This window comes from Pseudomonas sp. TE31087 (assembly GCF_057284075.1).
Genome location: NZ_JBXVNN010000001.1, coordinates 5,579,042 through 5,593,328, shown reverse-complemented (window position 1 = coordinate 5,593,328; position 14,287 = coordinate 5,579,042). Strand labels below are relative to the sequence as shown.

Here is a 14,287-nt window from a genome sequence, read left to right as displayed (position 1 = left end):
TCAGAAGTGGATCACGCTGCGGATGCTCTTGCCTTCGTGCATCAGGTCGAAGGCCTTGTTGATGTCTTCCAGGCCCATGGTGTGGGTGATGAAGGTGTCCAGCGGGATCTCGCCCTTCTCGGACATCTCGACGTAGCTCGGCAGCTCGCTGCGACCCCGCACGCCGCCGAAGGCCGAACCGCGCCAGACGCGGCCGGTGACCAGCTGGAACGGACGGGTGGCGATTTCCTGGCCAGCACCGGCCACGCCGATGATCACCGACTCGCCCCAGCCCTTGTGGCAGCATTCCAGCGCCGCGCGCATCAGTTGCACGTTGCCGATGCACTCGAAGGAGAAATCGACCCCGCCGTCGGTGAGGTCGACGATCACTTCCTGGATCGGGCGGTCGTAGTCTTTCGGGTTGATGCAGTCGGTGGCGCCCAACTGGCGGGCGATCTCGAACTTGGCCGGATTGATGTCGATGGCGATGATGCGCGAAGCCTTGGCCTTGACCGCGCCGATCACTGCCGACAGGCCGATGCCGCCAAGGCCGAAGATGGCCACGGTGTCACCCGGCTTGACCTTGGCGGTGTTGAGTACCGCGCCGATGCCGGTGGTCACCCCGCAACCGAGCAGGCAGACCTTCTCCAGCGGGGCTTCCTTCTGGATCCTGGCCACGGAGATTTCCGGCAGCACGGTGTACTCGGAGAAGGTCGAGGTGCCCATGTAGTGGAACAGCTGCTGGCCCTTGTAGCTGAAGCGGGTAGTGCCGTCGGGCATCAGGCCCTTGCCCTGGGTGGCGCGGATGGCCTGGCACAGGTTGGTCTTGCCCGACAGGCAGAATTTGCACTGGCCGCATTCGGGGGTGTACAGCGGGATCACATGGTCACCGACCGCCACCGAGGTAACGCCCTCGCCCACCGCCTCGACGATCGCCCCGCCTTCGTGGCCGAGGATCGACGGGAAGATACCTTCCGGGTCGGCGCCGGACAGGGTGTAGGCGTCGGTGTGGCAGACACCCGAGGCGACGACGCGCAGCAGCACTTCGCCGGCCTTGGGCATGGCCACGTCCACTTCGACGATTTCCAGGGGTTTCTTGGCCTCGAAGGCGACGGCAGCGCGGGACTTGATCATCAAAGGTCTCCAGAAGGATGTCGGTTACTGGCGGTCAGTGTAATTCACCGCCTTTTGATGAATAATCCAGCCATTCACAAAACATTATTGCTATACAGGGATAATCCATGAGCAGTCGCTGGGAGGGCATCGACGAGTTCGTCGCGGTGGCCGAATCGGGCCAGTTCACCGCCGCCGCCGAACGCCTGGGGGTGTCGTCCTCGCACATCAGCCGGCAGATCGCCCGCCTGGAAGAACGCCTGCAGACTCGCCTGTTGTATCGCAGCACCCGACGGGTGACCCTGAGCGAAGCCGGGCAGACCTTTCTCCAGCACTGCCAGCGCCTGCAGGATGGCCGCGAGGAGGCGCTGCGCGCCATGGGCGACCTGGCCAGCGAGCCCAAGGGCCTGCTGCGCATGACCTGCGCGGTGGCCTATGGCGAACGCTTCATCGTGCCGCTGGTGACGCGCTTCATGGCGCAGTATCCGCAGTTGCGGGTCGAAGTGGAGCTGAGCAACCGTACCCTCGACCTGCTGCATGAAGGCATGGACCTGGCGATTCGCCTGGGGCGCTTGCAGGATTCGCGGCTGGTGGCCACGCGCCTGGCACCAAGGCGCATGTACCTGTGCGCGTCGCCGGCCTACCTGGAGCGCTATGGGCGGCCGCACAGCCTGTCGGAGCTGGCGCGGCACAACTGCCTGGTGGGCAGTTCGGACCTGTGGGCACTGCAGCAGGAGGGTCGCGAGATCACCCAGCGGGTGCAGGGCAACTGGCGCTGCAACAGCGGCCAGGCGGTGCTGGACGCGGCGCTGCAGGGGATGGGGCTGTGCCAGTTGCCGGACTATTACGTGCTCGAGCATTTTCACAGCGGGGCGCTGGTGTCGTTGCTGGAGGGGCATCAGCCGCCGAATACGGCAGTGTGGGCGTTGTATCCGCAGCAGCGGCACCTGTCGCCGAAGGTGCGCAGATTGGTGGATTACCTGAAGGAAGGGTTGGCGCAGTTGCCGGAGTATCGGGGTACCTGAGTCCTATGTGCCGCCCTTACCCGCGAAGAGGCCAGAGAACACCACAAGGGCATGAGATCAGCGGCGCCCGGCCCAGCGCTGGCGCAGCCACTCCAAGTCCTCTGGCCGGGTCACCTTGATGTTGTCGCTGCGCCCTTCGACCAGGCGCGGCGCATAACCGGCCCATTCGATGGCCGACGACTCGTCGGTGACCGCCACATCGGACACCAGGCACTCGGCCAGCGCCCGGTGCAGCATGCCAAGGCGGAACATCTGCGGGGTATAGGCCTGCCAGACGGTGCTGCGATCGACCGTGGCCGCCACCCTGCCCTCGCCGTCGGCACGCTTGAGCGTGTCCCGGGCGGGAACGGCGAGCAATCCACCGACGGGATCTTCAGCCAGGGCTGACAGCAACTTGTCCAGATCGCTACGCGCCAAGTTCGGCCGCGCGGCGTCGTGCACCAGCACCCAATCGTCATCCGATGCGCCCTGGGCGTGCAGCAGCAACAGCGCGTTGAGCACCGAATCGGCGCGCTCGCTACCGCCCGGGGCGCGCTGGATGCGCGGATCGCTGGCGCAACGCAGGCCGGGCCAGTAAGGGTCTTGTTCGGCAACGCTGACCACCACGCCCTTGAGCATGGGATGGTCGAGGAAACAGTCGAGACTGTGCTCGAGAATCGTCTGCCCGCCCAGTTGCAGGTACTGCTTGGGACGGTCGGCAGCCATGCGGGCACCGACGCCCGCGGCGGGAATCACGGCCCAGAAGGCCGGCAGTTCGTGTGTCATTTCTGCGGCAGCTGGTAGAGGGTTTCGCCCTCCTTGACCATCCCCAGTTCATGACGAGCCCGTTCTTCCACGGTCTCCATACCTTTCTTCAACTCCAGGACTTCAGCGTCCAGCACGCGATTGCGCTCCAGCAGGCGCTCGTTTTCCGCATGCTGGTCGGCGATCTGCTGTTTGAGTTCGGTCACTTGCGCCAGGCTGCCATTACCTACCCAAAGGCGATATTGCAGGCCGCCGAGCAGCAGGAGCAGGACGAGGAACAACCAATAGGGACTGCGCATGAAGATATCCAGGGTAAAAAAGGCCGCCGCAGCGAGCTTCCGATAGCACGAAGCCTGGCCGAGGCCAGGCTTCGTCGACAGAAACCCGTGGAGACAACCGAACGATCAGTACGAAGGTTCAGCCGGCCCCGGCTGCTGCCTTTTTACCATCTCTTGCTCAGCCGCGAAACTCGGCACGACCGCGATATACGGCCTTGGCGCCCAGTTGCTCCTCGATGCGCAGCAGTTGGTTGTACTTGCTGACGCGGTCGGAACGGCACAGCGAACCGGTCTTGATCTGGCCGGCAGCAGTACCCACGGCCAGATCGGCGATGGTCGAGTCCTCGGTTTCACCGGAACGGTGCGAGATCACCGCGGTGTAGCCGGCGGCCTTGGCCATCTGGATGGCTTCCAGGGTCTCGGTCAGCGAACCGATCTGGTTGAACTTGATCAGGATCGAGTTGCCGATGCCTTTCTCGATGCCTTCCTTGAGGATCTTGGTGTTGGTCACGAACAGGTCGTCGCCGACCAGCTGGACCTTCTCGCCGATCTTGTCGGTCAGGATCTTCCAGCCGGCCCAGTCGGACTCGTCCAGGCCGTCTTCGATCGAGATGATCGGGAAGCGCTCGGTCAGGCCCTTCAGGTAGTCGGCAAAGCCTTCGGCGTCGAACGACTTGCCTTCGCCGGACAGGTTGTACTTGCCGTCTTCATAGAACTCGGAAGCCGCGCAGTCCAGGGCCAGGGTCACGTCGGTGCCCAGCTTGTAGCCGGCCTTCTCGACGGCTTCGGCGATGGCGCCCAGGGCGTCTTCGTTGGACGCAAGGTTCGGGGCGAAGCCACCTTCGTCACCGACGGCGGTGTTCAGGCCACGGGCCTTCAGCACGGCCTTGAGGTGGTGGAAGATCTCGGTGCCCATGCGCAGGCCGTCGGAGAAGGTCTTGGCACCAACCGGCTGCACCATGAACTCCTGGATGTCGACGTTGTTGTCGGCGTGCTCGCCGCCGTTGATGATGTTCATCATCGGCACCGGCATGGAGTACTGGCCAGGGGTACCATTGAGGTTGGCGATGTGCGCGTACAGCGGCAGGTCCAGGTCCTGGGCGGCGGCCTTGGCGGCGGCCAGGGACACCGCGAGGATCGCGTTGGCGCCCAGCTTGGCCTTGTTCTCGGTACCGTCCAGCTCGATCATGGCACGGTCCAGGGCTTTCTGGTCGGCCGGGTCCTTGCCCAGCAGCAGGTCGCGGATCGGGCCGTTGATGTTGCCGACGGCCTTCAGCACGCCCTTGCCCAGGTAACGGCTCTTGTCGCCATCACGCAGCTCCAGCGCTTCGCGCGAGCCAGTGGAAGCACCCGACGGCGCGCAGGCGCTGCCGATGATGCCGTTGTCGAGCAGTACATCGGCTTCCACGGTGGGGTTGCCACGCGAATCGAGAACTTCACGACCTTTGATGTCGACGATCTTTGCCATTGTTGTAAGCACTCCAGAATTGACGAAAACAACGCAGCTTTTGGGAATTCTTGCCGTTCACCAGGCGACATGGCACGGGCAGGCCTGGCGAAGGGAGCCCCTGACCGAAAGGTCAGGGGTGGAACGGGCGGTACTTTACCCGAGAAACGAGCTTTACGCGGTTTCTACCGTCGGAAAACTTTTCACCAGGTCGTCCAGTTGCTTGAGCTGGGCCAGGAACGGCTCCAGCTTGTCCAGGCGCAGGGCGCACGGACCATCGCACTTGGCGTTGTCCGGATCCGGGTGGGCCTCGAGGAACAGGCCAGCCAGGCCCTGGCTCATACCGGCCTTGGCCAGGTCGGTGACCTGGGCGCGGCGGCCGCCGGCGGAGTCGGCGCGACCACCCGGGGTCTGCAGCGAGTGGGTCACGTCGAAGAACACCGGGTACTCGAACTCTTTCATGATGCCGAAGCCGAGCATGTCCACGACCAGGTTGTTGTAGCCGAAGCTCGAACCGCGCTCACAGAGGATGAGCTGATCGTTGCCGGCCTCGACGCACTTGGCGAGGATGTGCTTCATCTCGTGGGGCGCCAGGAACTGCGCCTTCTTGATGTTGATCACGGCACCGGTCTTGGCCATCGCCACGACCAGGTCGGTCTGGCGCGACAGGAAGGCCGGCAGCTGGATGATGTCGCACACCTTGGCCACCGGCTCGCACTGGTAGGGCTCGTGCACGTCGGTGATCACCGGCACGTTGAAGGTCTGCTTGATCTCTTCGAAGATCTTCAGGCCTTCTTCCATGCCGGGGCCGCGATACGAGTTGACCGACGAACGGTTGGCCTTGTCGAAGCTGGCCTTGAACACGTATGGGATGCCGAGCTTCTCGGTCACCCGCACGTACTCCTCGCAGACCTTCAGGGCCAGGTCACGGGACTCCAGGACGTTCATGCCGCCGAACAGGACGAACGGCTTGTCGTTGGCGATCTCGATGTTACCGACGCGAATGATCTTCTGAGTCATGGATCAGGCCTTGTTCTTCTGTGCCAGGGCAGCCTTGACGAAGCCGCTGAACAGCGGGTGGCCGTCACGCGGGGTCGAGGTGAATTCCGGGTGGAACTGGCAGGCGACGAACCATGGGTGCTCCTTGGACTCGACCACTTCGACCAGCGCGCCGTCTTCGGAACGACCGGACACCACCAGGCCGGCATCGACCAGCTGCGGCAGCAGGTTGTTGTTCACTTCATAGCGGTGACGGTGACGCTCGGTGATCACGTCCTTGCCGTAGCAGTCGTGAACCTTGGAGCCGGCCGCCAGCTGGCAGTCCTGGGCACCCAGGCGCATGGTGCCGCCCAGGTCGGAGGCTTCGGTACGGGTCTCGACCGCGCCGGTGGCATCGGCCCACTCGGTGATCAGGCCGACGACCGGGTGGCCGCTGTTGCGGTCGAACTCGGTGGAGTTGGCGTCTTTCCAGCCCATCACGTTACGGGCGAACTCGATCACGGCCACCTGCATGCCCAGGCAGATGCCCAGGTACGGAACCTTGTTCTCACGGGCGTACTGCACCGCGGTGATCTTGCCTTCCACGCCACGCAGGCCGAAACCGCCCGGGACCAGGATGGCATCGGCGCCTTCGAGCAGGCTGGTGCCCTGGTTCTCGATGTCTTCGGAGTCGATGTAGCGCAGGTTGACCTTGGTGCGGTTGGTGATGCCGGCGTGGCTCATCGCTTCGATCAGCGACTTGTACGCATCCAGCAGCTCCATGTACTTGCCGACCATGGCGATGGTCACTTCCTGCTCAGGGTTGAGCTTGGCATCGACGACCTTGTCCCACTCGGACAGGTCGGCGCTGTTGCACTGCAGGCCGAAGCGCTCGACGACGAAGTCGTCCAGGCCTTGTGCGTGCAGCACACCAGGGATCTTGTAGATGGTGTCGACGTCTTCCAGCGAGATCACCGCACGCTCTTCGACGTTGGTGAACAGCGCGATCTTGCGACGCGACGAAGCATCGACCGGGTGGTCGGAGCGGCAGATCAGCACATCCGGCTGCAGGCCGATGGAGCGCAGCTCCTTCACCGAGTGTTGGGTCGGCTTGGTCTTGGTCTCGCCGGCGGTGGCGATGTACGGGACCAGGGTCAGGTGCATCAGCATGGCGCGCTTGGAGCCCACTTCGACGCGCAGCTGGCGGATCGCCTCGAGGAACGGTTGCGACTCGATGTCACCCACGGTGCCGCCGATTTCGACCAGCGCGACGTCGGCATCGCCGGCGCCCTTGATGATGCGGCGCTTGATCTCGTCGGTGATGTGCGGGATGACCTGGATAGTCGCGCCCAGGTAATCACCACGGCGCTCCTTGCGCAGCACGTGCTCGTAGATACGGCCGGTGGTGAAGTTGTTGTTCTGGGTCATCGTGGTGCGGATGAACCGCTCGTAGTGGCCCAGGTCGAGGTCGGTCTCGGCGCCGTCGTGGGTGACGAATACTTCACCGTGCTGGAACGGGCTCATGGTGCCCGGGTCGACGTTGATGTACGGGTCCAGCTTGAGCATGGTGACTTTGAGCCCCCGCGCTTCCAGGATGGCCGCCAGGGAAGCCGAGGCAATGCCTTTCCCCAATGAAGAAACAACACCGCCCGTGACGAATATGTAGCGCGTCATGAAAAACCCTAGAAGTCTGCGTTAAGGCGGCCAGCGCCGCCGGAGAAAGCGAAGGAAGGCCGAAGCCCCCGATCACCTGCGTCAATCACAGTGCATCTCGAAAAACTGCCGCGTCTGTACAGACCAGGGGTATCCCCGGCATGGAGCTCGCTCGTCATTTTAAGAAATCAGCCCAGCAAAAAACTGCTTGGTAATCGGCAACTCCTGTGTTTTTGCGCAACCCACAGAAGTTGTATCAAGAAGGGAGGGTAGTCTACCGGAATGTACCCTTCAGCTCAAACCTTGCACGTTCGTCGGCGGCTGCCAGTGCAGCTGGCAATCTGCCTGCACCCGCTCGGGCAGGTTGGCCACCGCCAGCAACTGCTCGCCACGATACAGCAGCGGCAGGCGCGGGCGCACGAAGTGCGGGACCTGCAGCTCGTTGAGCAGGCGCTTGAGATCGCGCCGGCCGCGGCCGGGCAGTTGCATGACCTCGCCGCCCTGGCGGTAGCGGATATGCAGGCCTTCACCTGGCAGGCCCGACATCAGGCGAACGCTGCCATTACCCGGCAGGCGCAACGGTTTCCCGCTGTCCAGCCAGGGGTAAACGCCCGACACCGCAGCCAGCCAATCGCCATTCAGCCACCAGATACGCCCAAGGCTGCGATGCAGTTCGCCATCGGTCAGGCGCCAGATCGGGCAGGCATCGGCCGCCGCGTCGCGCAGGTCGCTCCAGCCGGCCCAGTGGCGGCTGTCGGGCAGGCGGGTGCGCTGGCTGAGCCAGAATTGCATGGCGTTGCGTTGACGCGCCGGGGACAGTGCGGTGAGCGCCTCGAGGCTGAGTGAATCCAAACCCAGCCATGACAGCGGCGCATTGTCGCAGGCGACCGCCAGGTCGCTGGCGGCCAGTTCGTCCAGCAGGCCCAGTGCCTCGCCCAGGTGTTCGGCGCTGCGCGCCAGATTGGCTTCGGCCTGGGGCCAGCGCTGGCGCAGGATTGGGAAGACCTCGCCGCGCAGGAAGTTGCGGGCAAAGGCCGTATCGCTATTGGAAGGGTCGTCGACCCATACCAACCCGTGTCTGTCGGCGTAGGCCTGCAACTGCTGGCGCGGCAGCCCCAGCAGCGGACGCACCAGGCTGCCCTGGCCCAGTGGACGCTGTTGCGCCATGGCGGCCAGCCCACGCAGGCCAGCGCCGCGCAACAGACGCAACAGCAGGGTTTCGGCCTGGTCATCGCGGTGCTGACCGGTGAACAGTACCTCGCCTGCGCCCAGCCGTTTTTCGAAGGCGCCGTAGCGGGCGTTGCGGGCCGCTTGTTCGAGGCTGGCGCCGGGGGCGACCTGGACAGGAATCACATCGAGTTCGACACCCAAGGCGTCGCACACCGCTCGGCAGTGGTCGGGCCAGGTATCGGCGGCGGCTTGCAGGCCGTGATGGACATGGATGGCGCGCAGGGGGGGCGCTGGATGGTTGCGGGTGTAGTCGGCAAGCTGGTGCAGGAGGACTGTGGAGTCCAGGCCGCCGGAGAAGGCGACGTGCCAGGCGGGGGCGTTGAGCCAGGGAGAGAGTTGCGCAGTGAGGTCGAGCATAGTAGTCCCTCTTCAAATCGCATCGCGGGGCAAGCCCGCTCCCACGCTACAGAACGTGGGAGCGGGCTTGCCCCGCGATCGAGGGCGTCAGACTACGATCAGAGGCCGTAGCTCATCAGGCGATCGTAACGGCGCTTGAGCAGCGCGTCGTTGTCGAGCTTGCCGAGCATGTCCAGCTGTTCGATCAGGTCGGCGCGAACATTGGCCGCCATCTTCGCCGGATCACGGTGAGCACCGCCCAGCGGCTCCGCGATGACCTTGTCGACGATGTTCAGGCTCTTCAGACGTTCGGCGGTCACGCCCATGGCCTCGGCGGCATCAGCCGCGCGGTCGGCGGTCTTCCACAGGATCGAGGCGCAACCTTCCGGCGAGATCACCGAGTAGGTCGAGTACTGCAGCATGTTCAGCTGGTCGCACACGCCGATGGCCAGTGCGCCGCCGGAACCGCCTTCACCGATCACGGTGGCGATGATCGGCGTCTTCAGGCGCGCCATCACACGCAGGTTCCAGGCGATGGCCTCGCTCTGGTTGCGCTCCTCGGCGTCGATGCCCGGGTAGGCGCCCGGGGTGTCGATGAAGGTCAGGATCGGCATCTTGAAGCGCTCGGCCATTTCCATCAGGCGGCAGGCCTTGCGGTAGCCTTCAGGGCGCGGCATGCCGAAGTTGCGGCGTACCTTCTCGCGGACTTCACGGCCCTTCTGGTGACCGATGACCATGACCGGCTTGTCGTTCAGGCGCGCGGTGCCACCGACAATCGCGGCGTCGTCGGCAAAGTGACGGTCGCCGTGCAGCTCCTCGAACTCGGTGAAGATGTGATCGATGTAGTCGAGGGTGTACGGACGGCGCGGGTGACGGGCCAGGCGGGCGATCTGCCAGCTGGTCAGGTTGCCGAAGATGCTCTCGGTCAGGGTGCTGCTCTTGTCCTGCAGACGGGCAATTTCATCGCTGATGTTCAGCGAGTTGTCGTTGCCCACCAGGCGCAGCTCTTCGATCTTGGCTTGCAGGTCGGCAATCGGCTGTTCGAAATCGAGGAAATTCGGGTTCATAGGCTTCCGTCTTGGGTCTACGGCCAGGCGGCCGGCCGGTTGATCCGTTTGGCGCCCTACCTTAAGGGATCAGGCGCATAAAGGTCGAGATTAAAATGCGTCGTTTCAACGGTATTGCAGGAAGACGTTCTCACGCCCGAACTGGTCACGCAGTGCCTGAATCAGGCCATCGGCCGGGTCGATCGACCACTGGTCGCCAAACTGCAGCATGGCCTTGGCGTCGCTGCCGGTGTACTCCAGGGTGATCGGGCAACCACCGCGATGGCGGGTGATCAGCTCGCCCAGCCACTTCAGCCGATCACCCTTGAGGGCGTCGTGGCCGACCTTCAGGCGCAGGCTCTCGGCCAGCTTGGTCCGGGCGTCCTCCATGGTCATCACGGTCTTGACCCGCAGGCGCAGGCCGCCAGAGAAGTCGTCGTTGCTCACCTCCCCTTCCACCACCACCATGGCGTCGGTCTGCAACAGGGCCTGGGCGCCCATGAAGGCATCGGCGAACAGCGAGGCCTCGATGCGCCCGGAACGGTCATCCAGGGTGACGAAGCCCATCTTGTCACCCTTCTTGTTCTTCATCACCCGCAGGGCAATGATCATGCCGGCGATGGTCTGTGTGTCCCGCGCCGGCTTGAGGTCGACGATGCGCTGGCGAGCGAAGCGGCGGATCTCGGTCTCGTATTCGTCGATCGGGTGGCCGGTCAGGTACAGGCCGAGGGTGTCCTTTTCGCCCTTCAGGCGTTCCTTGAGCGTCAGCTCGCGCACCTTGCGATGGTTGGCGTAGACGTCGACATCCGCCTCGTCGAACATGCCGCCAAACAGGTCGACGTGGCCACTGTCCGCGGTATGAGCGGCCTGCTCGGCAGCCTTGACCGCCTCGCCCAGCGCCGACAGCAAGGTTGCACGGTTGATGTCGATGTTGGCCTGGTAGGCCTTGATCTCGTCATGGAAGTGCGGCCCCAGGCGGTCCAGCGCACCACTGCGGATCAGCGCGTCGAGGGTACGCTTGTTGACCCGCTTGAGGTCGATCCGTTCACAGAAGTCGAACAGGTCCTTGAACGGGCCACCCTGGGCACGGGCTTCGACGATCGCCTCGACCGGCCCTTCACCCACGCCCTTGATCGCGCCCAGGCCATAAACGATGCGCCCGTCATTGTTGACGGTGAACTTGAAGTCGGAGAAGTTCACATCCGGCGCGTCCAGGCGCAGCTTCATGCTGCGCACTTCCTCGACCAGCACCACCACCTTGTCGGTGTTGTGCATATCCGCCGACAGCACCGCGGCCATGAACGGCGCCGGATGGTGGGTCTTCAGCCAGGCGGTCTGGTACGACACCAGGCCATAGGCGGCGGAGTGGGATTTGTTGAAGCCGTAGCCGGCGAATTTCTCTACCAGGTCGAAGATGTTACCGGCCAGGTCCGCATCGATGTTGTTGGCCACGCAGCCTTCGATGAAGCCACCACGCTGCTTGGCCATCTCCTCGGGCTTTTTCTTACCCATGGCCCGACGCAGCATGTCGGCGCCACCGAGGGTGTAGCCGGCCATCACCTGGGCGATCTGCATCACCTGTTCCTGGTACAGGATGATGCCGTAGGTAGGCGCGAGTACCGGCTTGAGGCCTTCGTACTGGTAGTCGGAGTGCGGGTAGGCCAGCTCTGCCCGGCCGTGCTTGCGGTTGATGAAGTCGTCGACCATGCCCGATTGCAGCGGGCCCGGACGGAACAGCGCCACCAGTGCGATGAGGTCTTCCAGGCAGTCGGGCTTGAGCTTCTTGATCAGCTCCTTCATGCCACGGGATTCGAGCTGGAACACCGCCGTGGTCTCGGCTTTCTGCAGCAGCTCGTAGGTCTTGCGGTCGTCCAGCGGGATGAAGTCGATGTTGACGTCGGGCAGGTTCTTCTTGGCCTGCTCGCGGTTGATGATCTCCATCGCCCACTTGATGATGGTCAGGGTCCGCAGGCCGAGGAAGTCGAACTTCACCAGGCCCGCCGCCTCGACGTCGTCCTTGTCGAACTGGGTCACCAGGCCGCCGCCCTCTTCGTCACAGGCGATCGGCGAAAAATCGGTGAGCTTGGTCGGCGCGATCACCACGCCACCGGCGTGCTTGCCGGTACCGCGGGTAACACCCTCGAGCTTGAGGGCCATGTCCCAGATCTCGCGGGCATCCTCGTCGCCCTTGAGGAAGTCGCGCAGGATCTCTTCCTGCTCGTAGGCCTTCTCCAGGGTCATGCCCACTTCGAACGGGATCATCTTCGACAGGCGGTCGGCCAGACCGTAGGACTTGCCCTGTACCCGCGCCACGTCGCGCACCACCGCCTTGGCAGCCATGGTGCCGAACGTGATGATCTGGCTCACCGCGTTGCGACCATAAGCCTCGGCCACGTAGTCGATCACCCGGTCGCGGCCATCCATGCAGAAGTCGACGTCGAAGTCGGGCATGGAAATACGTTCAGGGTTGAGGAAGCGCTCGAACAGCAGGTCATAGGCCAGCGGGTCGAGGTCGGTGATCTTCAATACATAGGCCACCAGGGAGCCGGCACCCGATCCCCGGCCCGGGCCAACCGGCACGTCGTTGTTCTTCGCCCACTTGATGAAGTCCATAACGATCAGGAAGTAACCGGGGAAGCCCATCTGGATGATGATATCCAGCTCGAACTTCAGACGGTCCAGGTAGACCTGGCGCTTCTCTTCGTAGTTGGGCGTGGTCTCCTTCGGCCAGAGCACCGCCAGGCGCTCCTCCAGGCCCTCGTGGGAGACGTGACGCAGGTAGTCGTCGATGCCCATGCCGTTGGGCGTGGGGAAATCGGGGAGGAAGTACTTGCCCAGCTGCACGGTGATGTTGCAACGCTTGGCAATCTCGACGGTGTTGGCGATGGCGTCCGGCAGGTCGCTGAACAGCTCGGCCATCTCCTCCGGCGACTTGAGGTACTGCTGGTCGCTGTAGCCGCGCGGGCGGCGCGGGTCGTCGAGGGTCCAGCCCTCGCCGATACAGACGCGGGTCTCGTGGGCGTCGAAGTCCGACTGCTTGATGAAGCGCACGTCGTTGGTCGCCACCAGCGGCGCGCCAAACTTGTCGGCCAGGGCCACGGCGGCGTGCACGTACTCTTCGTCACCGGCGCGGTTGGTGCGCTGCAGCTCGACGTAGAAACGATCCGGGAACAGGCCCATCCAGTCGCCGAGCAGGGCTTGGGCCTCGTCTTGGCGCCCGGCCATCAGGGCCACGCCGATATCACCTTCCTTGCCAGCGGACAGGGCGATCAGCCCCTCGCTGGCCGGGGCGATCCAGTCGCGCTGAATGATCACCAGGCCGTCGCGCTGGCCGTCGGTCCAGCCGCGCGAGATCAGCTCGGTGAGATTGCGGTAGCCCTTGGGGTTCATGGCCAGGAAGCAGATGCGCGACAGCGGCGCCTCGGGGTCGGCGCCGGCCAGCCACAGGTCGGCGCCGCAGATCGGCTTGATGCCGGCGCCCATGGCGGTCTTGTAGAACTTCACCAGCGAGCACATATTGCTCTGGTCGGTGATCGCCACCGCCGGCATATTCATCCCGGCCAGGGCCTTGGCCAGCGGCTTGATCCGCACCAGGCCGTCGACCAGGGAGAATTCGGAGTGCACGCGAAGGTGAACGAAGGAGACCGGCATGGAGGATCCTGTAGCAGTGCTGAACGACAAGGGCGGGATTGTAGCGTATTGCTCTTCGCTTGCCTCGCCTGCAGGTCAGCGGTTGGTTGCAGAATGCATCGCGGGGCAAGCCCGCTCCCACGCAGCCGATTCCAGTGCAGGCTTGGCGTGGGAGCGGGCTTGCCCCGCGATGAATGGCGCCGATCAGATCAGCGAGGTGGAAATACCTTCACGGGCTTCCCATGCGGCCCGAACAGGCGCGAACGAGCGCCGATGAATGGGCGTCGGCCCAAGACGTGCCAGGGCCTCGAGGTGTACCGGGGTCGGATAGCCCTTGTGCCCGCCGATCCCGTACCCCGGGTAGATCAGCTCGAACTCGCTCATCTCGCGATCACGGGTAACCTTGGCCAGGATCGAAGCCGCCGCGATCGCCGGCACCTGGGAGTCGCCCTTGACCACCGGCGCCGCCGGCACGGCCAGCTTCGGGCAACGGTTGCCGTCGATCAGCGCCAGTTTCGGCGTGATGTGCAGCCCTTCGACCGCGCGCTGCATGGCCAGCATGGTGGCCTGGAGGATGTTCAGGCGGTCGATCTCCTCGACCTCGGCCCGGGCGATGAAGAAGCTCAGGGCCTTTTCGCGAATCTCGTCGAACAGCGCGTCGCGCTTGGCCTCGGTAAGCTTCTTCGAGTCGTTCAGACCGAGGATCGGCCGGCGCGGGTCGAGAATCACCGCCGCGGTGACCACCGCGCCGCACAGCGGGCCGCGACCCACTTCATCGACGCCGGCCACCAGCTCTTCAACCAGGTTGAAATCCAGTCCCATCTGCAT

At 64.2% G+C, this 14,287-nt stretch carries 11 protein-coding genes; 1 reads left to right on the top strand and 10 read right to left on the bottom strand.

The genetic code is table 11. From position 1 onward, the window contains the following. The gene (locus ACZ899_RS25310) at positions 1 to 1,113 is read right to left on the bottom strand and encodes an S-(hydroxymethyl)glutathione dehydrogenase/class III alcohol dehydrogenase (protein WP_234562554.1); all 1,113 of its coding nucleotides are present in this window, start codon (positions 1,111 to 1,113) and stop codon (positions 1 to 3) included. Between the two features lie 107 nt (positions 1,114 to 1,220). Between ACZ899_RS25310 and ACZ899_RS25305 the strand changes: the two genes are divergently transcribed. Beyond that, a complete protein-coding gene (locus tag ACZ899_RS25305; protein WP_234562555.1) occupies positions 1,221 to 2,117 on the top strand; it encodes a LysR substrate-binding domain-containing protein in 897 nt (298 codons plus the stop codon). 57 nt (positions 2,118 to 2,174) lie between these two features. Here ACZ899_RS25305 and ispD read toward each other — a convergent pair whose 3' ends face one another. From ispD to rnhB, 9 genes are all read right to left on the bottom strand, one after another. Next, on the bottom strand, positions 2,175 to 2,882 hold the full coding sequence (gene ispD, locus ACZ899_RS25300) for a 2-C-methyl-D-erythritol 4-phosphate cytidylyltransferase (protein WP_234562556.1): 708 nt from the start codon (positions 2,880 to 2,882) through the stop codon (positions 2,175 to 2,177). Next, a complete protein-coding gene (gene ftsB, locus ACZ899_RS25295; RefSeq protein WP_011535259.1) occupies positions 2,879 to 3,160 on the bottom strand; it encodes a cell division protein FtsB in 282 nt (93 codons plus the stop codon). Before ftsB ends, ispD begins: the two co-directional genes overlap by 4 nt. A 157-nt stretch (positions 3,161 to 3,317) precedes the next feature. Continuing rightward, entirely contained in the window at positions 3,318 to 4,607 is a 1,290-nt protein-coding gene (gene eno, locus ACZ899_RS25290) for a phosphopyruvate hydratase (protein ID WP_203651149.1), read from the bottom strand. 153 nt (positions 4,608 to 4,760) lie between these two features. Further along, positions 4,761 to 5,606: a 3-deoxy-8-phosphooctulonate synthase gene (gene kdsA / locus ACZ899_RS25285; RefSeq protein ID WP_110701896.1), complete on the bottom strand. Its 846-nt coding sequence runs from the start codon at positions 5,604 to 5,606 to the stop codon at positions 4,761 to 4,763. A 3-nt stretch (positions 5,607 to 5,609) separates the two neighbouring features. Next, positions 5,610 to 7,238, bottom strand: coding sequence for a CTP synthase (gene pyrG, locus ACZ899_RS25280; protein ID WP_186714670.1), 1,629 nt, complete (start codon positions 7,236 to 7,238; stop codon positions 5,610 to 5,612). 270 nt (positions 7,239 to 7,508) lie between these two features. After that, positions 7,509 to 8,804 (bottom strand): tRNA lysidine(34) synthetase TilS, encoded by a 1,296-nt coding sequence (tilS, locus tag ACZ899_RS25275; protein ID WP_234562557.1) that lies wholly within the window; start codon positions 8,802 to 8,804, stop codon positions 7,509 to 7,511. Positions 8,805 to 8,902: 98 nt separating this feature from the next. Further along, positions 8,903 to 9,850 (bottom strand): acetyl-CoA carboxylase carboxyltransferase subunit alpha, encoded by a 948-nt coding sequence (locus ACZ899_RS25270; RefSeq protein WP_110738407.1) that lies wholly within the window; start codon positions 9,848 to 9,850, stop codon positions 8,903 to 8,905. A 105-nt stretch (positions 9,851 to 9,955) separates the two neighbouring features. Beyond that, on the bottom strand, positions 9,956 to 13,480 hold the full coding sequence (gene dnaE / locus ACZ899_RS25265; protein WP_234562483.1) for a DNA polymerase III subunit alpha: 3,525 nt from the start codon (positions 13,478 to 13,480) through the stop codon (positions 9,956 to 9,958). A gap of 183 nt (positions 13,481 to 13,663) precedes the next feature. Continuing rightward, positions 13,664 to 14,287, bottom strand: coding sequence for a ribonuclease HII (gene rnhB / locus ACZ899_RS25260; protein WP_203651138.1), 624 nt, complete (start codon positions 14,285 to 14,287; stop codon positions 13,664 to 13,666).

Coding starts and splice junctions, on each gene's coding strand:
- ispD (WP_234562556.1), bottom strand. CDS start 2,882: ATGACACACGAACTGCCGGCCTTCTGGGCCGTGATTCCCGCCGCGGGC.
- kdsA (WP_110701896.1), bottom strand. CDS start 5,606: ATGACTCAGAAGATCATTCGCGTCGGTAACATCGAGATCGCCAACGAC.
- tilS (WP_234562557.1), bottom strand. CDS start 8,804: ATGCTCGACCTCACTGCGCAACTCTCTCCCTGGCTCAACGCCCCCGCC.
- ACZ899_RS25305 (WP_234562555.1), top strand. CDS start 1,221: ATGAGCAGTCGCTGGGAGGGCATCGACGAGTTCGTCGCGGTGGCCGAA.
- eno (WP_203651149.1), bottom strand. CDS start 4,607: ATGGCAAAGATCGTCGACATCAAAGGTCGTGAAGTTCTCGATTCGCGT.
- pyrG (WP_186714670.1), bottom strand. CDS start 7,238: ATGACGCGCTACATATTCGTCACGGGCGGTGTTGTTTCTTCATTGGGG.
- ftsB (WP_011535259.1), bottom strand. CDS start 3,160: ATGCGCAGTCCCTATTGGTTGTTCCTCGTCCTGCTCCTGCTGCTCGGC.
- dnaE (WP_234562483.1), bottom strand. CDS start 13,480: ATGCCGGTCTCCTTCGTTCACCTTCGCGTGCACTCCGAATTCTCCCTG.
- ACZ899_RS25270 (WP_110738407.1), bottom strand. CDS start 9,850: ATGAACCCGAATTTCCTCGATTTCGAACAGCCGATTGCCGACCTGCAA.
- rnhB (WP_203651138.1), bottom strand. CDS start 14,287: ATGCAGATGGGACTGGATTTCAACCTGGTTGAAGAGCTGGTGGCCGGC.
- ACZ899_RS25310 (WP_234562554.1), bottom strand. CDS start 1,113: ATGATCAAGTCCCGCGCTGCCGTCGCCTTCGAGGCCAAGAAACCCCTG.